Source organism: Comamonas composti DSM 21721 (assembly GCF_000429845.1).
Lineage (GTDB): Bacteria > Pseudomonadota > Gammaproteobacteria > Burkholderiales > Burkholderiaceae_C > Comamonas > Comamonas composti.
In genome coordinates this window covers 1-20555 of the sequence record NZ_AUCQ01000006.1, presented here as the reverse complement: position 1 = coordinate 20555, position 20555 = coordinate 1, and the positions used below count along the sequence as shown (strand labels likewise).

General features: G+C 64.4%; 16 protein-coding genes and 1 rRNA gene. 12 read left to right on the top strand and 5 right to left on the bottom strand.

The window, feature by feature from the left end:
• Positions 1 to 81 precede the first annotated feature (81 nt).
• From G486_RS0105120 to G486_RS0105070, 11 genes are all read left to right on the top strand, one after another.
• Positions 82 to 579, top strand: coding sequence for a sigma-70 family RNA polymerase sigma factor (locus G486_RS0105120; RefSeq protein ID WP_245587246.1), 498 nt, complete (start codon positions 82 to 84; stop codon positions 577 to 579).
• On the top strand, positions 576 to 1553 hold the full coding sequence (locus G486_RS0105115) for a FecR family protein (RefSeq protein WP_156919897.1): 978 nt from the start codon (positions 576 to 578) through the stop codon (positions 1551 to 1553). The genes G486_RS0105120 and G486_RS0105115 overlap by 4 nt, the downstream gene beginning before the upstream one ends.
• Positions 1554 to 1737: 184 nt before the next feature.
• On the top strand, positions 1738 to 4290 hold the full coding sequence (locus tag G486_RS0105110) for a TonB-dependent siderophore receptor (protein WP_051303163.1): 2553 nt from the start codon (positions 1738 to 1740) through the stop codon (positions 4288 to 4290).
• Between the two features lie 7 nt (positions 4291 to 4297).
• Positions 4298 to 5935, top strand: a complete 1638-nt coding sequence (locus G486_RS0105105; protein ID WP_027014563.1) for a PepSY-associated TM helix domain-containing protein — start codon at positions 4298 to 4300, stop codon at positions 5933 to 5935.
• 11 nt (positions 5936 to 5946) lie between these two features.
• Complete coding sequence (locus G486_RS0105100) at positions 5947 to 6249, top strand: hypothetical protein (RefSeq protein ID WP_027014562.1); 303 nt, start codon at positions 5947 to 5949, stop codon at positions 6247 to 6249.
• Positions 6246 to 6602 (top strand): DUF3325 domain-containing protein, encoded by a 357-nt coding sequence (locus G486_RS0105095; protein WP_027014561.1) that lies wholly within the window; start codon positions 6246 to 6248, stop codon positions 6600 to 6602. The genes G486_RS0105100 and G486_RS0105095 overlap by 4 nt, the downstream gene beginning before the upstream one ends.
• A gap of 46 nt (positions 6603 to 6648) precedes the next feature.
• The gene (locus G486_RS0105090; RefSeq protein ID WP_407059787.1) at positions 6649 to 7869 is read left to right on the top strand and encodes an efflux RND transporter periplasmic adaptor subunit; all 1221 of its coding nucleotides are present in this window, start codon (positions 6649 to 6651) and stop codon (positions 7867 to 7869) included.
• Complete coding sequence (locus tag G486_RS0105085) at positions 7863 to 9881, top strand: ABC transporter permease (RefSeq protein WP_281171902.1); 2019 nt, start codon at positions 7863 to 7865, stop codon at positions 9879 to 9881. The genes G486_RS0105090 and G486_RS0105085 overlap by 7 nt, the downstream gene beginning before the upstream one ends.
• A gap of 8 nt (positions 9882 to 9889) precedes the next feature.
• Positions 9890 to 11281 carry an efflux transporter outer membrane subunit gene (locus G486_RS0105080; protein WP_027014558.1) on the top strand — a complete coding sequence of 464 codons (1392 nt, stop codon included), beginning with the start codon at positions 9890 to 9892 and terminating at the stop codon, positions 11279 to 11281.
• A 299-nt stretch (positions 11282 to 11580) separates the two neighbouring features.
• On the top strand, positions 11581 to 12312 hold the full coding sequence (locus tag G486_RS24485) for an acyl-CoA dehydrogenase family protein (protein ID WP_084455086.1): 732 nt from the start codon (positions 11581 to 11583) through the stop codon (positions 12310 to 12312).
• 323 nt (positions 12313 to 12635) lie between these two features.
• The gene (locus G486_RS0105070) at positions 12636 to 13670 is read left to right on the top strand and encodes a LacI family DNA-binding transcriptional regulator (RefSeq protein ID WP_027014557.1); all 1035 of its coding nucleotides are present in this window, start codon (positions 12636 to 12638) and stop codon (positions 13668 to 13670) included.
• Here the strand turns inward: G486_RS0105070 and G486_RS0105065 are convergent.
• The 5 genes from G486_RS0105065 to xylF form a co-directional block, all read right to left on the bottom strand.
• The gene (locus G486_RS0105065) at positions 13667 to 14608 is read right to left on the bottom strand and encodes an NAD-dependent epimerase/dehydratase family protein (RefSeq protein WP_027014556.1); all 942 of its coding nucleotides are present in this window, start codon (positions 14606 to 14608) and stop codon (positions 13667 to 13669) included. The two genes, G486_RS0105070 and G486_RS0105065, sit on opposite strands and share 4 nt — an antisense overlap.
• Positions 14609 to 14624: 16 nt before the next feature.
• Entirely contained in the window at positions 14625 to 15716 is a 1092-nt protein-coding gene (locus G486_RS0105060; RefSeq protein WP_027014555.1) for a lactonase family protein, read from the bottom strand.
• The gene (locus G486_RS0105055; protein WP_027014554.1) at positions 15709 to 16917 is read right to left on the bottom strand and encodes a sugar ABC transporter permease; all 1209 of its coding nucleotides are present in this window, start codon (positions 16915 to 16917) and stop codon (positions 15709 to 15711) included. Before G486_RS0105055 ends, G486_RS0105060 begins: the two co-directional genes overlap by 8 nt.
• Before the next feature lie 4 nt (positions 16918 to 16921).
• Entirely contained in the window at positions 16922 to 18466 is a 1545-nt protein-coding gene (locus tag G486_RS0105050) for a xylose ABC transporter ATP-binding protein (protein WP_027014553.1), read from the bottom strand.
• A 113-nt stretch (positions 18467 to 18579) separates the two neighbouring features.
• Positions 18580 to 19587 carry a D-xylose ABC transporter substrate-binding protein gene (gene xylF / locus G486_RS0105045; RefSeq protein WP_027014552.1) on the bottom strand — a complete coding sequence of 336 codons (1008 nt, stop codon included), beginning with the start codon at positions 19585 to 19587 and terminating at the stop codon, positions 18580 to 18582.
• A gap of 860 nt (positions 19588 to 20447) precedes the next feature.
• Between xylF and G486_RS0105040 the strand changes: the two genes are divergently transcribed.
• Positions 20448 to 20555: ribosomal RNA gene (locus G486_RS0105040) — 16S ribosomal RNA — on the top strand; the annotation flags it as partial.

Below are 20555 nucleotides of genomic sequence, written 5' to 3'. Positions count from 1 at the left end.
AATTCTCATTTTCTGCTACAGTCGCCGCTTTCCCGCCTTCGGGGGCGTATGCGATGGCTGCAGCACCTCTTGCCCGGCGGCATGCCCCGCCAGCGGGCCGAGGTGTTTGTCGTGGTTGCGCACTATTACGCAGAGCTCGTCAGTTTTTTTGCCCGTTCCCTCAAAGACCGGGAGGCCGCGACCGATGTGGTCCAGGAAAGCTATGCCCGTGTGTTTGCCTTGCAGGCGCGTGAGGTGGCGGTGCACGATCTGCGGGCGCTGCTGTTTCGCACGGGCAAGAACATCGTCATCGACGATGCGCGCCGTCGCCAGGCCGAAACCCATATGTTGCAAACCCTGGCCGTGGCGAGGGCGGATGAGATGCCCTCGGCCGAGCGCCAGGTGGATGCTCGCCAGCAGCTGGAGCTGTTGAGCCGCAGGCTGCAAGCCATGCCGCGCAAGCGGCGCGAGGTGTTTGTGCTGGTACGCATCTATGGCTTCAGCCACGCTGAAGCCGCTGCGCACATGGGCATCAGCGAAGTGGCCATCGAAAAACATGTGGTGCGCGCCGTGTGCGACTGCATGGGGCTGTTGCCATGATGGCGGCCGAACGCAAGCGGCTGGAGCACGCGCTGCTGTTGATTGCCCGCCAGCATGGCGGCAGCACGCAGACGGCGCAGGCCGCCAAAGAAGCGCTGGCGCGTTGGCGGGCGCAGGAGCCGGCCAACGAGGCCGCAGCCCAGGCCGCACAGGCAGCCTGGACCGCAACCGATGGCCAGGCTTTGCAAGGCGAGCTGCCCATCCCCGCAAGCCAGACGGAGCAAATGCGGCAGACGCGCCGCCGTGCGCTGTCGGTGCTGGGCGTGGTCGGGGTGGCAGGCCTGACCGGGGCGCTGGGGCGCTGGCATTGGTTGCAGCCCCTGGAGCGCTTGGCCTTGCACACCGGACATGGCCAGCAGTTGAGCCGGCAACTGGCCGATGGCAGCCAGCTGGATCTGGCACCGGGGACCGAGGCCCTGGTGCTGCTTTACCGTCAGCGCCGTGAGGTGCATCTGACCCAGGGCGAACTCCGCCTGGAGGTGGCCCACGATGCGCAGCGGCCGCTGGAGGTGCTGACCCCGCTGGGGCGTGTGCGGGTGCTGGGCACGGTGTTTTCCGTGGCCCTGCACGGCGGTAGCCTGCAGGTGCGGGTGGCACAGGGCAGGGTGGCCGTGTGGCGCCCAGGTGCCGATGCCGACCGGGCCGCAGATGCCGTGCTGTCCATGGGCGAGGCACTGCGTCTGGATGCGAGCGGCCATATCCAGCCCTTTGCCGTGAACACCCAGGACGTGGGTGCCTGGCGTGAAGGCTGGCTGGTGTTTGACCACACGCCGTTGACCGAGGTCGTGGCGCGCTGGAATGACTATCTGGCGCGGCCGCTGCTGCTGGCCGAAGATGCGTCGCTGCAATCGCTGCGCCTGACCGGCAGCTTCAAGCTGCGCGAGCCCGCCACCTTTGTCTCCAGCCTGCCGCGCTCATTGCCGGTGCATGTGGAATATCTGCCGGATGGCCGCACGGTCATTCAGCGGCGTTGAGATGCGGCAGCTGCTTTCTGCATTGCCTTCGGCATGTTTCCATCGCTCTGCCTTCTCGGTGGAGAGGCTGGGGAGTCCCCGACGGTGCCCAACAGGCCACGCTCCAAAAAATTTGTCCGGTAGATCGCGCCTCATACGTCTTCACTGTGAAAAGCCTTCGAAAAGCTCTCTCACAGGAATCCGTATGAAACGCTATCACTCTCATTCATCTTCTCAAGCATGCCGGGCTTCACGTCCACAGACCGTGGCCATGGCCTGTCTCATGGCCCTGGCGGGCTGGTCGGCATGGCCGGCCGCCCAGGCACAGCAGAGCGCAGGCCAGGCCGCCATGGTGGTCTCGCAGAGACTGAGCCTGCCGGCCCAGCCACTGGGCCAGGCCCTGAATGCGCTGGCCCGCACCTGGGGGGTGGCGATCTCGGTGGATGCTGCCCTGGTGGAAGGGCGTATGGCACCGGCCTTGCAGGGCCCGTCCACGCTGGGGCAGGCGCTGGCCAAGGCCTTGGCCGGCAGCGGCCTGGAGGCCATTCCTGCGGGTGCGGCCATCAGCGTGCAGCGCGCCAGCCGCAGCAGCACCTTGGGTGAGGTGACGGTCAAGGCGCAGGCCCAGCGCGGAGAGACCACCGAAGGCAGCGGCTCCTATGCCGCCTCGCGCGTGTCTTTGGGCAAGGGCCAGGATGTGCGCGAAGTGCCGCAGTCCATTTCCGTGGTGACGCGCCAGCGCATTGAAGACCAGGCCTTGGGCTCGGTGGGCGAGGTCATGCAGCAGACCACGGGCGTGACGGTGGATTACTCCGGTGCCGGCGGCCTGGGGGGCTCGGCCACCAAATTCCTCTCACGTGGTTTTGAGATCGGCAATGTGCAAATTGACGGCGCCAGCGTGGACGCCTTCAGCCAGCAACTGTTCGACCCCAATCTGGCTATGTATGACAGCGTGCAGGTGGTGCGCGGCGCCAACGGCCTGTTCAGCGGCAATGGCGAGCCAGGCGGTGCCATCAACCTGGTGCGCAAGCGTCCCACGCTGGACAAGCAATTGCAGGCCTCGGCCGCCTTGGGCAGCTGGAATCGCAAGCAGCTGGAGCTGGATGCCGCAGGCCCCTTGAATGCCGACGGCAGCGTGCGCGGCCGTGCCGTCATTGCCCACACCGACAGGGAATTCTTCTACCGCGCTGCGGACTCCAAGAACAGCCTGCTCTACGGCATCGTAGAGGCTGACCTCAGCCGCTCCACCAAGCTCAGCCTGGGAGCCAGCTACGACAAGCTGGCATCCACACCCTGGCGCGAAGGTCTGCCGCGCGCAGCCAATGGAGACGACCTCCATTTGCCGCGCCGCACTGCGCTGATGGCGGGCTGGGGGCATTACGACAAGACGGCCAAGGAGCTGTTTGCACAGCTGGACCAGGCGTTGGCCGGAGGCTGGAAGGCCAAGCTGCAGCTCAACTACCAGAACGTGGACAGCGATTCGCGGCTGGCCAATCTGACAGGAACAGTCGATCCGGCCACGGGAGAGGGCGCTGAGTGGACCGGTTTTTCCAACGATTTTCGCTCCAAGAAAAAAAGCCTGGACCTGAACGCCAGCGGACCGTTTACGCTGCTGGGCCGTACCCACCAACTGTTGATCGGTGCGGACTGGACGCGGGTGAGTGACGACCAGGACACCTATTACTCCGAGATGGGGGACCCCGGGCCGTCGACCAATATCTATGGCTTTGACCCCGGCAAGGTGCCTCCGGCCTTGGGCGAGCGCATGACGCGCAGCTACCCCGGCTATGGCGCGACGCAAAAAGGTCTGTACGGCCGCATCAATCTGAGCCTGACGGACAAGCTCACCGCCATTGCCGGTGGGCGTTATGCCAGCTATGCCTACAACACGCCCTATGCCAACTACAACCCCGATGGCAGCATCCGCTCCAGCGGCAGAAGCTATTACAGCGAAAGCGGCATCTTCACCCCCTATGCCGGCCTGGTCTACGACCTGAGCGAGCGGTGGACGGCCTATGGCAGCGTCTCCGAGATCCACAAATCCCAGGCCAACAATCTGCAGGGCCCGCTGCCGGGCACGCCGCTGGATCCCATCCAGGGCCGCAACCTGGAGCTGGGGCTCAAGGGCGAACTGGCCGATGGCAAGCTCAACACCGCGCTGGCGCTGTACCGCATAGAGCGCACGGGCCAGGCTGCGCGCGATCCGCGCTACCCCAATACCAATGTGGGCGACCTGGGCCTGACCTGCTGCTATATCGCCCAGGGCAAGATCGTCAGCCAAGGGGTGGATACCGAAATCTCGGGCCAGATCGCACGCGGCTGGAACCTGTTCGCCGGCTACACCTACAACCACAACCGCAACAAGACCGACCCGTCGCAACTGGTCTACAGCTCCATCACGCCCAAGCATTTGTTCAAGCTGTGGAGCACCTACCAGTTGCCGGGAGAGCTGTCGCCCTGGACCCTGGGTGGCGGCCTGACGCTGCAAAGCAGCACCTATGTGAGCGGCACAGCCAACAGCTACAACCCGGTTTCCGGGAAATTTGATGGCGCATCCGTGCCCTTCCAATTCACCCAGGCCGGCTATGCCGTGTGGAACGCCAGCGTGCAATACCGCATCAATCGCAACTGGTCGGCCACGCTCAATGTGAACAACCTGTTCGACAAGACCTACTACAAGACCGTAGGCACCTCGGGTGGTGGCAACTGGTATGGCGATCCGCGCAATGCCATGCTGACGCTGCGCGGAGCTTTCTGACCTCGCCATGCAAGCTCAGACCGTATCTTCTCCCGGCCTTCGCCAGACCATGTCCTGGCTGCACACCTGGTGCGGTCTGGTCTGTGGCTGGCTGCTGTGCGCCATTTTTCTGACCGGCACTCTCAGCGTGTTCCGCGAGCCCATCACACGCTGGATGGAGGCTGCCCCCTTGCAGCTGCAGCAGCCCAGTGATTTGAGCGAGGCACAGCGCCGGCAGGCTCTGGGTCTGGCCGAGCAGCATCTGGCGCAGCATGCCCCCGATGCCAGCCTCTGGCGCATTCAGCTGCCGCAGACCACGGCGGATGGGCTCCAGGTGTTTGCGCGCAGCAAGCGCGGCAATGTGCAGGCCGCGCTGGATTGGCAGACGGGAGAGACCCTGGCCGAGCCGCAGACGCGCAGCACCGAAGGCGGCCGCCACTTCATGTCCTTTCACTACTCGCTGCAAGGCGGTATCGCGGGCTTCTGGGCCGTGGGTCTGGTGTCCATGTGCATGCTGGTGGCCCTGGTCTCGGGTGTCATCGTGCACCGGCGCATTTTCCAGGACTTCTTCACCTTTCGGCCGGGCAAGGGCCAGCGCTCCTGGCTGGATGCGCACAACGCCTCGGCTGTGCTGACGCTGCCTTTTCTGTTCATGATCGTCTACACCGGGCTGGCGCACTTCTATACCAGCTATATGCCCTGGCCGCTGCAGTCGGTCTATGGCCAGGACCGATCGGCATACAGCCGCTACCAGGAAGCCTTGAACGCCAAGGTGATGAACACACGGCCTGCGGATGCCGCTGTCGCCAAGCCTGTTGTCGCAGACCTTGCAAGCCTGCACCTGCAGGCCCAGCGCCTGCTGTCGCAGCCCGTGGTGTTCGTGATCGTGCAACGGCCTGAACAAGGTCCGGCCACCGTGCGCATGCTGGAGCGCCAGCCGGATACCGGGACCAGCCGGCGCGTGCTCAACAGCCCAGAGTCGGTGACGTTCGACGCCACCAGCGGCCATGTGCTGCAGGCTTCGCCGCATGATGCGCCACGTACCACGGTCAGCGAGGTGCATCCCGTGATCAGTGCACTGCACTTCGTGACTTTTGGCGGCTGGCCCATGAAGTGGCTGTACTTTTTCTGCGGCCTGATGGGCACGGCCATGGTGGCCACAGGCTCGCTGCTGTTCGCCGTCAAGCGCAAGACCAAAAGCGGCCATGAATGGGGCGCTGCCACGCCCCAGTTCTACCGCTGCATCGATGCGTTGAATGTGGCGGCGCTGGCAGGGTCGGCTCTGGCTTCGATTGCCTATCTGTATGGCAACCGTTTGCTGCCCCAAGGCCTGGAGGCGCGCAGCAGCTGGGAGATTCGGGTGTTCTTTGCCATCTGGGCGCTGAGCCTGCTGCATGCGCTGCTGCGCAGCCCACGCCAGGCCTGGCGTGAGCAGCTGTGGGCCCTGGCCCTGCTGTGCCTGGCGCTGCCCTTGCTCAATGCCGCAACCACCGGCCAGCATCTGGGCCTGTATCTGGCACAGGGTGATGGCCTGCGTGCCGGGGTGGAGCTGACATGCATGGCCCTGGGCCTGCTGGCAGCCTGGATGGCGTGGCGCTCTGCGCATTACGGCCTCAAGCCGGCCCCGCGTGCAAGGCGGGCGGCGCCGATGGGGGCTGGCACATGAAGGCGCAAGCGATGACGCAGGCGCAAACCCTGCGCTACCGCTGGGCCGTGCTGTGCCGGGTGCTGCTGGCCGTGCTGGGTGGCTATGGGCTCACGGCCCTGGCCTGCGCCGTGCTGGCCCATGGTCTGGTGGCCGTGGGTGCCATGGAGCGTGCACCGGCCGTGCTGCTGGCCACGCTGCTCAGCTTTGTGCTCTACACCGTGGTGGCACTGTGGGTGTTCCATGTGCCTCGCGTGCAGCGCGTGGCCGCCGTGCTGGCGGCCTGGGCGTTGGTGCTGGCGGCTGCGCTGCTGGCCTTGAAAGGTGGTTTATGACGCTGCTGGAAATCGTGGCTTGTGCACTGGCACTGAGCCTGGCCGGCATGCTGCTGCTGAGCCAGGCCATGGATAGGCATTGCTCCCAGGTGCTGGAGCGTGCAGAGCCTGGGCTGGCCCTGCGTGTTGTGCTGCGTTTGCTGGGCACTGCGCTGATGGTGCTGGCGCTGTGGTGGTGTCTGCAGGGTTGGGGGCCATCGGTGGGGTCTGTGGCCTGGCTGGGATGGATGAGTGCGGCTGCGCTGGGCGTGGCCTGGCTGCTGGCCTATGCGCCCCGGGGTGGAGCGTTGCTGGTGACGCTGGCAGGTCTGGCTGCGCTGGTGTGGACAGGAATCAGAGGCTTTGTCGTGTGATCTGCGCGATAGGTTGGTGTGTTTTTTCAAAGAGGGAGCATCGTTGATGCCAATGCGTGAGAGGTCGGAACAGGGCCATGGGCAGGGTGGAGGGGCGCGCTGGCTGCGCTGGTCGTTGCTGGGACTGTTGCTGGTGGCCGTGGTGCTGGCGCTGTGGTGGAGCAGCCGTGCGCGCACGGCCTACACCACGGTGGCCGTGCAGCGCGGCGCGGTGGAAGCCACGGTCACGGCCATCGGCACGCTGCAGCCGCGCAGCTATGTGGATGTGGGGGCGCAGGTCTCGGGCCAGATTCTGAAGCTGCGTGTGGAGCCCGGGGCCCAGGTGGCCAAGGGGGACTTGCTGGTGGAAATCGACCCCAGCGTGCAGCGCGCCACGGTGGATGCGGGGCGTGCCTCGTTGGCCGGCCTGCGTGCCCAACTGGCCGAGCAACAGGCCCAGCACCGGCTGGCGGGGCAGCAGCTGACGCGCCAGCAGCAGCTCAGCCAGCACGAAGCCACGCGCGAGGAAGACCTGCAGACTGCACAGGCCAACCTGGCCATGGCCGCTGCCCGCATGGAACATCTCAGAGCGCAGATCAGCCAGACCGAAGCCACGCTCAAGGCCGATGAGGCACGTCTGGGTTACACGCGCATCTACGCGCCCATGGCGGGTACCGTGGTGTCGGTGGAAGCCCGGGAAGGCCAGACGCTGAATGCCACCTACCAGACCCCGAACATTCTGCGCATTGCCGATCTGTCGGCCATGACGGTCTGGACCGAGGTCTCTGAAGCCGATGTGCGCCGTGTCAAAGAGGGCATGGCGGTGTATTTCACCACGCTGGGCGGAGCCGGCCAGTCCAAGCCCAGGCGCTGGAGCGGCGCGGTGCGCCAGGTGTTGCCGGCCCCGGTGGCCAGCCAGGCCCAGGCCGCTGGCAGCGGGCAGACGCCCGCACCGGCCACCAAGGCCGTGGCCTATACGGTGCTGTTTGATGTGGACAACCAGGATGCCGAGCTGATGCCGCAGATGACGGCCCAGGTGGTGTTTGTCAGCGCCAGCGCCAACCAGGTGCTGCATGTGGCACTGACGGCGGTGGAGGAAGACCCCGCCCAGCCAGGCGCCTATGTGGCACGGGTGCTGGATGCCCAGGGCCGGCCACAGCCGCGCAGCGTCAAGTTGGGCGTGCGCAGCCGCCACCAGGTCGAGGTGCTGGATGGTCTGGCCGAAGGGGAGCAGGTCATCGTCGGCGAGACGCAGCTCGAAGGCGGCTTCAGGTGGCTGCAATGGTGAGCATGGCCGAGTCCTGCGAGGGGCCGCCACTGATTGCCTTGCGCGGCATACGCAAGCACTACGGCGGCGGCGACAGCGGCCAGCCCGCCGTGACCGTGCTGCATGGCATAGACCTGGACATCCACGCGGGTGAGTTTGTGGCCGTGGTAGGCAGCTCGGGATCGGGCAAGTCCACGCTGATGAATATCCTGGGCTGCCTGGACCGGCCCAGCGAAGGCAGCTACCACTTTCAGGGCCAGGATGTGGCCCGGCTCGATGCCGATGCCCTGGCCTGGCTGCGCCGCGAGGCCTTTGGTTTTGTGTTCCAGGGCTACCACCTGATCGCCAGCGAAAGCGCCAGCGAGAACGTGGAAATGCCTGCCATCTACACCGGCCTGCCCAAGCCCCAGCGCGTGCAGCGCGCCCAGGCGCTGCTGCAACGCCTGGGCCTGGGCGAGCGCCTGGGCAACCGGCCCAACCAGCTCTCGGGTGGCCAGCAGCAGCGGGTGTCGATTGCCCGGGCCTTGATGAATGGTGGACACATCATCCTGGCCGACGAGCCCACGGGCGCGCTGGATTCGCACAGCGGCGCCGAAGTCATGGCCTTGCTGCGTGAGCTGGCCGCAGCAGGCCACACCATCATCCTCATCACCCATGACCGCAGCGTTGCAGACCAGGCGCAGCGGGTGATAGAGATCCGCGATGGGCGCATCATCGGCGACAGCGTCGGCCAGCTTGGCCAGGACGCTGCACAGACGGACGCCAAGGGAAGCGGTTCCGAGCGTCCCCTGTCTGCCATCCCTGCCATCCCCGCCCAGGGCAGTGCCAGCACCGCCCCTCTGCTGGCCGAGCTGGCCGAGGCCGCACGCAGCGCCTGGCGCGGCATGCGGCTGAACCGGGTGCGCACCAGCCTCACCCTGCTGGGTATTGTGATCGGCGTGGTGTCGGTCATCGTCATGCTGGCCATTGGCGAAGGCGCGCGGCGCAAGGTGGTGGAACAGATGGGCACCATGGGCACGGCGATTCTCTATATGGGCAGCCAGTCGCCATCTACGGGCGGGCCGGCAGGCCAGATCACCGAAGAGGATTTGGCCGCCCTGCGCGAGCTGCCCGAAATACGGCGGGTGATGCCCGTCATCGGGGACCCCATCACCGTGCGCTATGGCAATGCCGACAAGCAGATCTATGTCTTCGCCTCCAGCGAGGAAATGCCCCTGGTGCACCACTGGAAGGTCGGCCAGGGCCGCTACTACACCGATGCCGAAGACCAGGACCTGGCACCGCTGGTGGTGCTGGGGCACAAGGCGCACCAGCACTTCTTTCCTGACACGCCCAACCCATTGGGGCGCCAGCTCGTCATCGGCAGCTCGGCCTTCGAGGTCATCGGCGTGATGAGCGAGCGTGGCGCAGATTCGGGCGCGCAGAACTACGACGATATGGTCTTCATTCCCTACCAATCGGGGCGGGCACGTGTCTACCAGGCCCAGACCCAGCCCGACTATGTGGTGATCGAAGCCGTGTCCTCGGACCTGGTCAACGAGGCAGAGGCGGCCATCCGCCGTGTGCTGCTGGAGCGTCACGGCGGGCGTGAAGACTTTGGCATTGGCAATGCCGCAGCCCGCATCCAGGCCGAGGCCGCCACGCGCAAAAGCATGGCCGTGATGCTGGGCCTGATTGCCGCAGTCTCGCTGGTGGTGGGCGGCATAGGTGTGATGAATGTGATGTTGATGACGGTGCGCGAACGCACACGCGAGATCGGCATACGCATGGCCGTGGGCGCGCGCCAGAGCGACATCCTGCGCCAGTTCCTGACCGAGGCCAGCCTGGTGACCCTGGTCGGAGGCTGTGTGGGCCTGCTGGCCGGCCTGGCCGTGGGCATGGTGTTGCTGGTCCTGGATGTGCCCCTGGTGTTTTCCGTGCGCGCCATGGTGGGCGCCTTTGTGTGTGCGGTGCTGACCGGACTGATTTTTGGCTATATGCCCGCCAAAACGGCGGCACGCCTGGACCCCGTGCGGGCCTTGGCGGGAGAGTAGGAATGTGTATGCAGAAATTGGCTGCGGCCTTGGCCGCCGTGTTGGTATTGCCCGGATGCGTGGGGCCTGTCCTTCAGAGCGAGGTCCAACCCCCGGAACTGCCGGCGCGCTGGGCCGGCGGGATGGGTGTAGGAGACGCCGTCACCGAGGGCTGGTGGCGCAGCTTTGGCAGTGCCGAGCTGGATGGGCTGATCGCACAGGCACAGCGCCAAAGCTGGGATGTCGCGGCCGCCGTGGCGCGTGTACACCAGGCCCGCGCCAGTGCGCGCCATGCCGGTGCAGCGCTGCTCCCCGAAGTCACGGCCGAGCTGAATGCCGCACGCCAAGGCCGTCTGGACAGCCATTCCGATGCGGCAGGCAATGCTTTCAAGGCCGGGCTCTCGGCCAGTTACGAGCTGGATTTCTGGGGGCGCAACGCCAGTGCGCGGGATGCGGCACAGGCAGCCTTGCAGGCCAGTGTCCACGACAGGGACACGGTGCGGCTGACGGTGACGGCCGCCGTGGCCAGCGCATGGCTGGGCAGCCAGGCATTGCAGGAGCGTGAAGGCATTGCGCAGGTCAATCTGGCCACCGCACAGCGCCTGCTGCAACTGGTGGAGGCCAGGGCCAGTCTGGGCGCCGCCACGGCGGTGGAGCTGGCCCAGCAACGCGGCCTGGTGGCAGCGCAGCAGCGCGCGCTGGCGCTGATGCGGCAGCAGCAAGCCGAGTCGCTGACAGCGCTGGCCCTGCTGCTGGGCCAGGCCGAGAGCCTTGCACTGGCGCCGGCCAAATTGACGCTGCTGAACGTGCCGGACATTCAGCAGGGGGAACCTGCGGCGCTGTTGACGCGCCGGCCCGATATTGCGCGTGCCGAGGCCAGCCTGGCGGCGGCACAGGCCAATGTGCAGGTGGCCCGGGCCGCCATGCTCCCCCGGGTGACGCTGTCGGCCCAGATAGGCTCGGGTGATGACAGGCTGCGAAGCGTTTTTGACAATCCCTTGTACACCCTGGCCGCCGGCCTGGCTGCGCCCATCTTCGACGCGGGCCGTCTGGCCGCAGACCGCGACCTGGCCGATGCCCGGCGTGAGGAGTTGCTGGCGGGCTACCGGCAGGCCATCGTCCAGGCCTTTGGCGATGTGCAGAGCGCGCTGCACACCGTGGCCGGCACCCGGGAACAGGCCCAGGCCCAGGCCCAGGAGCTGGCCCAGGCCCGCAAGGCCTTGACACTGGCCGAGGCCCGCTACCGGGCCGGAGGCGAAACGCTGATGAGCCTGCTGACCACGCAGCAAACCCTCTACCAGGCGCAGGACCTGGCCGTGCAGCTGCACCAGCAGCGACTGCTGGCCAGCGTGGGACTGTACAAGGCCCTCGGGGGGGGCTGGGAGCAGGCAGCGGCCGGCACAGCCATCGCTGCAAAGTAGGGCCCCGGGCCGCGTCGGAGCACGTTCTCAGGGCGCCTATGCTCTTCGCACAGCGTGGCGCCCCTGGGCGCGCCAGAACTGTCCTCAATCGAGCCGGCACACGCCGGCGAGTACGCCCGTGTATGGGCGGTGCCTGCCCATGGCATTGGTGCAGCAAGCAAGCGTAGGGGATTCGTTTTGCCAGAGTGCAGGCGAGGCGACAAGATGCTGTTTCGCACAGCGAAACACCGGTCCCGGCACTCTTGACCATTTCTTGCGCAGATCGAATCATGGGCCAGCCGCCACAGAAAGAACGCTTCTTGCACGCCATTCCTCTCCCCGGTCTCGTCGACCCCCACGACCTGTCCGCCGACCGCCAGTTTGCGATGAACCTGGCGCGAGGCATGGAGGTGTTGCGGGCATTCACGGCCACCACGCCCTTGCTGGGCAACCGGGAGATCTCCGATCGTACGGGCCTGCCCAAGCCGACTGTGTCCCGCCTCACCTATACGCTGACCCTGCTCGGCTACCTGAGCCGTGATGCCCGGTTGCAGAAGTACAGGCTCGGGCCGGGCGTGCTTTCGCTGGGGCATCCGCTGCTGGCCAGCATGCAGGTGCGCCAGCTGGCCAAGCCGTTCATGGAGTCACTGGCCAGGACCACGGGCTGCACCGTCAATCTCGGGGTGCGCGACCGCGACCAGTTGGTCTATATCGACTCGGTGCGCCGTGGCCGCACACGCAGACAGTTCGGTCAGGCCATAGGCGAATTCCAGCTTGTGCAGCAGCTGATCGCAGACAGCAATACGGCGCGCAAGCGCGATGCGGGGCAGGACGTGATCATGGAGGCCTCCATGTGCAAGCTGTTCGCATCGGAGATGTGCGGGCGCGTGGCGGACCGCGCGGTGCAGCTGTTCGGCGGCAGCGGCTACATCGCCGACAACGTGGCCGAGCGCTTTTACCGCGATGTGCGCCTGTTCCGTCTTTATGAAGGCACCAGCCAGATCCATGTGACGAATATCGCCAAGCGCTCCATGGCGGCCCTGGCCGAGTGAGTTGCCGGTGGTTCGGCCTCTTTCATGGCAGCCTGCCATTCTCTGCAGCGTTGCTGCGCCTGCCGGCAAAGCCTGTCGCTCCACTTGCGGGGCCGGACCAACTGCTGAGGTCAATGAAAAAATGAGCGCCTAGCGCGCAGGGTGCCTCGTTTTAAAATAGATTCATATTGGATCTGAGGCGCAGTGAGCGCAAGGCGCTCTCTTTTTTATAGTGCCTGTCTGAAACTCTTTTGTGCAGCGCCCGGTAGACTGGAGCGCTGCGCGCATGGCGGAGGGGCCGTGCGTCGTCTTTGGTGTCGATTCGGATCAACGAGAGCTCAAGCATGGCAAGCAGCGGGGAAAAAAGGGCGGTGACGGTCAAGCATGTGGCGGCCGAGGCCGGCGTGTCCATCAAGACGGTGTCGCGTGTACTCAACAACGAGCCCAATATCAGCGAGAAGACCCGCGCCAAGGTGGTGGCCGCCATGGCCGACCTGAAGTTTCAGCCCAATCCAGCCGCTCGCAGGCTGGCCAGCAAGCGCTCCGACCTGCTGATGCTGGTCTACGACAACCCCAGCGACAACTATCTGATCAATATCCAGCATGGTGCACTGGATGCGTGCAAGCAGAACTTCTACAGTTTGCTGCTGCATCCCTGCGACTACCGCGCGCCCGATGTGGCGGCCGACATCGTGCGATCGGCGCGGCTGCATGCCTGTGCGGGACTGCTGCTGACGCCACCGTTGTCGGACCTGCGGGTGCTGATCGATTTGCTGGATCAGGGCGATATGCCTTATGTGCGTCTGGCGCCCAGCACGCCCAGCATCAAAGGCCTGGAGGTCGGCACGGATGATCGCTGTGCCGCACGTGATATGACGCGGTATTTGTTGGGCCTGGGCCATCGCCACATCGGCTTTGTGGCCGGCCACCCGGACCATGGCGCCGTGGGCGAGCGTCTGCATGGCTACCGCGATGCCTTGAGCGAAAGCGGCCTGGCCTTTGATGAGCGCCTGGTCGAGCAAGGCCTGCATTCGTTTGAATCCGGGCTGGCGTGCGGCCAGCGGCTGCTGGACTTGCCCGAGCGCCCGAGCGCGATTTTTGCGGCTACCGACGATATGGCCGCCGGCGTGCTGTACGCAGCCCATGCGCGAGGCCTGCGCGTGCCCGGGGACCTGTCGGTGGTGGGCTATGACGACACGCCGCTGTCGGGCCAGACCTGGCCCAGGCTCACGACCTTGCGCCAGCCCATTCGTGCCATGGCCTACGCTGCGGTGGAGCAACTGGCCGCGCGCGAGCCCCAGGCCCGGGTGCGTACCCTGGGCTACGAGATTGTGGTGCGCGATTCGGCCGGTGCGCCGGGTCTGCTGGCCCATACCTAGTCTGCGCTGCAGCGAGTCAGTGCAGGTCGGCACAGATGGGCCTGCACATCATCCTGGGGTGCATAGCCAATGCTGTCGCGGCCGGCGATCACGTCCCATACGCTGCCCTGGTTGGCCGATACACCGTTGACGACGACATGGCCGCAGGGCCAGCGGGAGGGGTCTGCCGTCAGCGCAGCGATCAAGAGGCGCTCCAGATCCTGATTCGACAGCCACATGCCGCGAAACCATTGCAGGGCGCGTGCGCTGGCTTCGTCCAGCCTTTCACTGGCAGGCGCATGCTGGTGGGCCACCCCGGAGTAGCTGATATGGCGGGGGTCGTTATCGCCCGGCAGGGCCCAGCCTATGCGTACCGCCACCGTGGACAGCCGGCCCTGGGTAATGACGGAGTAAGCCCGGCACAGGCGCTCTCCCATGACTTTGGATGTGCCGTAGGCCAGCGAATACACCTCGCGCTGGCCGTCAAACCAGCGCGTGCCGGGCGCAGGCTTGGTGTGGGCCGTGAGCTTGCCCGGCCCCATGGAGGCGGCCAGCGGCCCATCCTTGTAGCCGCCCATGGCATGGTTGGAGGAGGAGAACACCAGGCGGCTCACATCGTGGGTGGCGGCGGCGGTGAGCACATTCAGCGTCATGTTGTAGGAGGCCAGAGCATCCTCCCAGCTGGCATCGGGCGTGGAGTGCTTGGCGGCCAGATGCAGCACGGCATCTGCATCTGCAAAGCAATCGGTCCATGCGGGGTCTGCGTGCTGCAAGTCGGCCGTCACCAGCGTCAGGCGCTCGTGCAAATCGGGGCTGAACAGGCTGGCATCGGTCTCTACATCCAGGGCGGTCAGGCGTTTGCACCAGGGCTGGCGCGCCAGCATGGCAATGGCCTTACGGCCAATCTGGCCGGTGGCGCCGGTGACAACAATGTGGGCGGGTGGGCGGCGAAAAGACACGGTGCAGGCTTTCGGGTCAGGGCAGGGGGCAGAGGCAGGCGGGCGAATGCAGGCGAAAGGGCTGGCCCTGTGCCTGTTCTTGCGGCAGACCGGTTTGCAGGTCCAGTTGCAGGGCGCGGATGAAGTGGTCGTCCTGCGACGCCACCAGCAAGAAAGCACCGTCGGGTGTCAGCACCATGTCACGCGGGGTGCGGCCGCCCACGGGGACAAAACCCAGCGGCTCCAGCCAGGGCGCACCGCGGTGCAGGCGATAGGCCGCAATGCTGTCATGGCCCCGGTTGGCGGCATACAGCAGCTCCCCGTTGGGGTGCAGGCGCAGGGCCGAGGCGGTGTTGACGCCCTGCCAGTCGGGCGGCAGCGTGCTGACCCGGCACAAGGCCTGCGCCGGCTCGTCCAGGGCATAGAGGCTCACGGTGTTGGACAGCTCTTCCACCACCAGGGCTTGCTCGCCATTGGCCGTCAACACCAGATGGCGCGGCCCGGATCCGGGGAGCGACTGCAGGCTTTGCCGTGGCTCGCTCTCCAGCCTGTCCGAGAGCACATGGTGGCAGGCGAGCGTATCGGTGCCCAGATCGCACAGGTAAACCCGCGAGCCATCCGGCGAAGGTGTGGCGCAGTGCACATGGGGCTTGTCCTGTCTGTCGCGGCGCGGGCCCGCGCCCTGGCGTGCAATTACCTGGGGCGCGCCATCGGGCAGACCTTTGCTATCGAGCGCGTAGCAGATCAGCTCGCCAGAGCTGTAGTTCGATACATACAGCTGCTGAGCCGCCGGGTTGATGCTCACATGGCAGGGGTCGGCGCCGGGTGCTTGATAGCGACCCAGCGGCTTCAGACTTGCGCCGTCAGGGGCGATGGCAAACACCGACAGCGCGGCGTCCTGGCCTTTTTCGCACACGCTGTACAGCCGCCCTGGCGTGGCGCAGAGGTAGGAGGGGTTGGTGAGCGCATCGCGCAGTACCTGCCGCTCATGAAAGCTGGCGGTGGCAGCATCGAATTCCAGCAAATGAATGCCCAGGCCGCTGCCCTGCACATGGGGCATGGCTTCGGTATAAGTGCCCACGGCGAGCAGGCAATTGCTGGGGTGTGAAGACCGTGTGTAATCAAGCACGTTCAGACCTCGTTGCGACATCGATCCAGACGGCCAGCACCAGCACTGCGCCCTTGACGATCATTTGCCAGGAGCTGTCCACATTCATCTGTTGCATGCCGTTGTCCAGGCTGGCCATGACCAGGGCGCCGATCAAGGCTCCATACACGGTGCCCGAGCCTCCGCGCATGGAGGTGCCGCCGATAAAGCAGGCCGAGATCGCGTCCAGCTCACCGCTCACGCCGGCCGAAGGCGAGCCTGCGGCGGCCCGGGCAGTGGTGACAATGCCCGCAAAGGCGCACATCAGCCCCATCAGCACAAACACCAGCAGCTTGACGCGGTCCACGTTCACGCCGGACAGGCGCGTGGCCTCCACATTGCCGCCCACGGCGTAGACATGGCGGCCAAACACGGTCTGCATGGCCACATAAGTGAAGATGGCCAGCAGCACCAGCAGGATCAGGACCGGCAGCGGCACGCCGTTGGCCTGATTGAGCACGGCCACAAAGCCGAAGGCAAAGACGGCAATCGCCAGCAACTTGAGGCCATCCACCCACTGCGCTGCGGGTGCGCTGTGCTGCAGTGGGGCTTGCGAGTAAAGGTAGCGGCGGCGCAGCATCAGCGCTGCACATGCGACCACGATCACGGCCGCTAGCAACCATGACAGCCATGCAGGCACAAAGCTCTGGGCGATCTGGCTCAGCGACTCAGGAACCGGGGCAATGGTCACGCTGTCGGTACCCCACTGCAGCAGACCGCGGAAAGTCAGCATGCCACCCAGACCGACAATGAACGAAGGCACGCGCAGCCGGGTGATGATCAAGCCGTTGACCACGCCAATGGCCGCACCCGTGACCAATACCGTGGCCACGGCCAGCCAGGTGCTCCAGCCCAGGTTGACGGTGAGGATGGCGGCCAGCCCCCCCAGGAGCCCGAGCAGCGAACCCACGGACAAATCGATTTCCCCGGCGATGATGACGAACACCATGCCGCAGGCCAGCATGCCCGTGACCGACATCTGCAGGAACAGGTTGGAGATGCTGTTGGGAGTGAGGAAAGTGCCCCCGGTCTGCAAGTAGAAAAAGCCCCAGATCAGGGCCACGGCCAGCAGCAGGGCTAGCAGCTTGTAGCGTGTGAAAAGCAGCTGGATGCTGCGGCCATCCGGGCGCGAATCGCCACTGCGGTGCGTAGGCATGGAAGATGTGTTCAAGGTGTTGGACATGGTGTCAGGCCGCAGCGCGGCAGGGTTCGGCATTGATGGCTGCAGCCAGGATGCGCTCCTGGGTCAGCCCCTGGTTGATGAAGTCGCCACGCAACTGGCCTTCGCCCATGACCAGCACGCGGTGGCTCATGCCCAGAATCTCCGGCATCTCGGACGACACCAGCACAATCGCCACGCCGGCCGCGGCCAGGTCGGCAATCATCTGGTAGATGTCGTATTTGGAGCCCACGTCCACGCCGCGTGTGGGCTCGTCAAGGATCAAGACCTTGGGCATGGTCAGCACCATCTTGGTGAGCACCGCTTTCTGCTGGTTGCCGCCCGACAGCGAGGCAATCTGCAGGGACGGGCTGGCGGTCTTGATATGCAGGCGCTGGATCTCGCGCTGCACAACGGCCTGCTCGGCGTCTTGGTCGATGTGCTGGCCACGCGCATGCTGCGCGAGCGTGGCCAGCGTGATGTTGGCACCTACCCCCAGCAGCGGCACGATGCCGTGGCGCTTGCGGTCTTCGGGCACCAGGCCCAGGCCGCAGGCAATGGCCTGGGCTGGGGTGCTGATCCGCACGGGCTGGCCACCCAGTGTGATCTGTGCGGTGCTGCGGCCCGGGTAGGCGCCAAACAGTGCGCTCACCATCTCGGTGCGGCCTGCACCCACGAGGCCGGCAACACCCAGAATCTCGCCACGGCGCACGGCAAACCCCATGTTGTCCACTCGCTTGCGAAGGGGGTTGTTGGTGTCCCAGCAGGTGATGCCGCTGGCCTCCATCACCACCTCACCCACCTGGCTTTGCACTGGCGGGAATAGAGCATGCATCTCACGGCCGACCATCATGGTAATGATGTCGTCCACACGCATCTCGGTGGTGGGGCGCGTGCCTATGTGCCGGCCGTCACGCAGAACAGCGATGCTGGTGCACACCTGCTTCACTTCGTCGAGCTTGTGCGAGATGTAGATGCAGGCGACGCCGCTGCGCTTGAGGTCTTCGATGATGGAGAGCAGCACCGCAATTTCCTGGGCCGACAGCGAAGAGGTGGGCTCATCCAGAATCAGCAGGCGCGCATTCTTGGCCAGCGCCTTGGCAATCTCGAACAACTGCTGCTGGCCGCTGCCGTAGTGCATTACGGGCGCGGTCACGTCCACATCGCTCAGGTGCAGGCGCTCCAGGAGTTGCCGGGCCTGGGCATGCATGGCGTCATAGTCCATGCGTCCGCCAGGCCTGGTGATCTCGTTGCCCAGAAAGATGTTTTCCGCCACCGACAACTGCTGCACCAGCATCAGTTCCTGGTGGATGATGACAATGCCTGCCTGCTCGCTGTCGCGTACCGAGTGCGCGCGCAGCGGCTGACCTTCCCAGAGAATGTCTCCCTCAAAGCTGCCATGGGGGTAGACCCCGGACAGCACCTTCATCAGCGTGGATTTGCCAGCGCCGTTCTCGCCGCAAAGGCCCAGGCATTCACCGCGGTGCACAGCCAGGCTCACGCCTTCCAGTGCCCGTACGCCGGAAAATGATTTCACAATGCTGCGCATTTCCAGCAAGGCGTCGCTGCGCATGCTGTGCTCCTTGGATTGGTTGTTGGGTCTGGAATCGCCCTTGCCGCGCATGGCGCATGCCTTGGCCGCGCCATGCTTTCATTGGCCGCGCCATGCTTTCATTGGCCGAGGATTTATTTGCCGAAGATCTGCTGGTGCGTGTAGAAGCCGTCCTTGATGACGACGTCCAACGTGTCCTTGGTCAGCAGCGTGGGCGTCAGCAGCATGGTGTCCACGTCTTTCTTGCCGTTGTTGAGCTTGGTGTTGAACTTGGGCGTGCCACCTTTAACCAGGGTGATGGCCATTTCCGCAGCGCTGCTGGCGATGTGCTTGATGGGCTTGTACACCGTCATGGACTGGGTGCCCTCGGCCACGCGGCGCACGCCGGCCAAGTCGGCATCCTGGCCGGAAACCGGTACCTTGCCTGCCAGCTTCTGGCCATTCAAGGCCTGAATGGCGCCGCCTGCGGTACCGTCGTTTGAGGCCACGATCCCCTGGATGTCGTTGCCATTTGCGGTGAGCGCATTCTCCACAATGCTCTGGGCCTTCATCGGGTCCCATTCCGGCGTCCACTGCTGGCCCACAATCTTGATGTCCCCCTTGTCCACCAGGGGCTGGAGCACCTTCATCTGGCCTGCACGAAACATGCGGGAGTTGTTATCGGTAGAAGCGCCCCCGAGCAAAAAGTAATTTCCCTTGGGCGCGAGATTGACCAGGGCCTGGGCCTGCATCTCGCCAATTTTCTCGTTGTCGAAGGAGATATAGGCATCCACATCGGCATTCAGAATCAACCGGTCATACGACACCACGCGTATGCCTTTTTTCTTGGCGCTGGCAATCGCATTGCTCAGCACCTTGGAGTTGAACGGAACAATCACCAAGGCATCGACGTTCTGGGCGATCAGGTTCTCGATCTGAGCAATCTGCTTGGCCTCATTCGCATTGGCCGACTGCACATTCACGCTGGCCCCGAGCTTTTGCGCGGCCTCGACAAAGTAGTCGCGATCATGCGTCCAGCGCTCTACGCGCAGATCGTCAATCGAAAACCCAATCACCGGCGCTTGCTTGCTGGCATAGACCGAGGTCGTGGTCAGCAGCAAAAGTGCGGCAGCAGTCAAAAAAGAGAGTTTGAAAGAAGTCATGGCTGGCATCGTGTGGTGGTGAAGAAAGTGGGTGGCATGGGCGTTGCCGCAGCCTCAGGTCCAAGGCGTAAATGCACGGAGTGTCACAAAGGGTGGTGGCTCTCCTATGCAAAGCGCAGTGACATGAACGTGCTTCTAGATAAGCATGGATGTGTCTCCGTCATGGATTTATTGAAGATGTTTGACACCGTTGTCATTTCTTCAGGTAATGAGCAAGCAGTGTTCGATGGCTAATGTCCGATAGGTGTGACAGCGTTGTCAATTTGGGGTTTGCAGCATCAGGGAAAGCGCTGAAATGGGGTGTAGCGCCAGCTTGATCCTGCTCCTGTAATTGCGGGCGCCGTCCAGTCACAGCATTGGCTCTGTGTTGCGTCGCACTCTTGCAGGCTGCCTCGGGCGAGGTGTCTGCAGTCTGAGGAAACTTTTTCGAGTCAGGGCAAAAACTGCTGCAGGCTTGCCCAAACCCATGCTATAGTTCGGCCCCTCACCTCACAGCAATCACTGATCGCTGTTGAGGTGAGGAAAAACTTCAGTGAGATCGCCAAAAACCGTGATACACTGCGAGGCTTGCTTGGTGCAAGCGGTGCTTTCAGGTGTGGATGCAATATCGAAAATACGAATTGCGAAACATCAAAAAAACGTGCTACACTACAAGACTTCGCTGATTGCAGCGAGCTTGAGAAAAGGGGCTTGGCCTCTGCTCTCGGATCCTTAAAAATATACAGCCGATAAGCGTGGGCGTTTGATGGCAAGCAGCCAAGTTCTTCGGAACTATCAAACGCTCATGAACAGTAATTGTTGAAGTTATCTTCATCAATTCCATTTTTGAGCAAAGTCGAAAGACTTTAAATTTCAAGATCGAACTATAGAGTTTGATCCTGGCTCAGATTGAACGCTGGCGGCATGCCTTACACATGCAAGTCGAACGGTAACAGGTCTTCGGACGCTGACGAGTGGCGAACGGGTGA

What these genes read in the sequence shown, in the direction of transcription:
- G486_RS0105120 (WP_245587246.1), top strand. Translation starts at nt 82, where the DNA reads ATGCCCCGCCAGCGGGCCGAGGTGTTTGTCGTGGTTGCGCACTATTAC.
- G486_RS0105070 (WP_027014557.1), top strand. Translation starts at nt 12,636, where the DNA reads ATGGCAAGCAGCGGGGAAAAAAGGGCGGTGACGGTCAAGCATGTGGCG.
- G486_RS0105095 (WP_027014561.1), top strand. Translation starts at nt 6,246, where the DNA reads ATGACGCTGCTGGAAATCGTGGCTTGTGCACTGGCACTGAGCCTGGCC.
- G486_RS0105105 (WP_027014563.1), top strand. Translation starts at nt 4,298, where the DNA reads ATGCAAGCTCAGACCGTATCTTCTCCCGGCCTTCGCCAGACCATGTCC.
- G486_RS0105090 (WP_407059787.1), top strand. Translation starts at nt 6,649, where the DNA reads ATGCCAATGCGTGAGAGGTCGGAACAGGGCCATGGGCAGGGTGGAGGG.
- xylF (WP_027014552.1), bottom strand. Translation starts at nt 19,587, where the DNA reads ATGACTTCTTTCAAACTCTCTTTTTTGACTGCTGCCGCACTTTTGCTG.
- G486_RS0105115 (WP_156919897.1), top strand. Translation starts at nt 576, where the DNA reads ATGATGGCGGCCGAACGCAAGCGGCTGGAGCACGCGCTGCTGTTGATT.
- G486_RS0105110 (WP_051303163.1), top strand. Translation starts at nt 1,738, where the DNA reads ATGAAACGCTATCACTCTCATTCATCTTCTCAAGCATGCCGGGCTTCA.
- G486_RS0105100 (WP_027014562.1), top strand. Translation starts at nt 5,947, where the DNA reads ATGACGCAGGCGCAAACCCTGCGCTACCGCTGGGCCGTGCTGTGCCGG.
- G486_RS0105085 (WP_281171902.1), top strand. Translation starts at nt 7,863, where the DNA reads ATGGTGAGCATGGCCGAGTCCTGCGAGGGGCCGCCACTGATTGCCTTG.
- G486_RS0105050 (WP_027014553.1), bottom strand. Translation starts at nt 18,466, where the DNA reads ATGCGCAGCGACGCCTTGCTGGAAATGCGCAGCATTGTGAAATCATTT.
- G486_RS0105080 (WP_027014558.1), top strand. Translation starts at nt 9,890, where the DNA reads ATGCAGAAATTGGCTGCGGCCTTGGCCGCCGTGTTGGTATTGCCCGGA.
- G486_RS0105055 (WP_027014554.1), bottom strand. Translation starts at nt 16,917, where the DNA reads ATGTCCAACACCTTGAACACATCTTCCATGCCTACGCACCGCAGTGGC.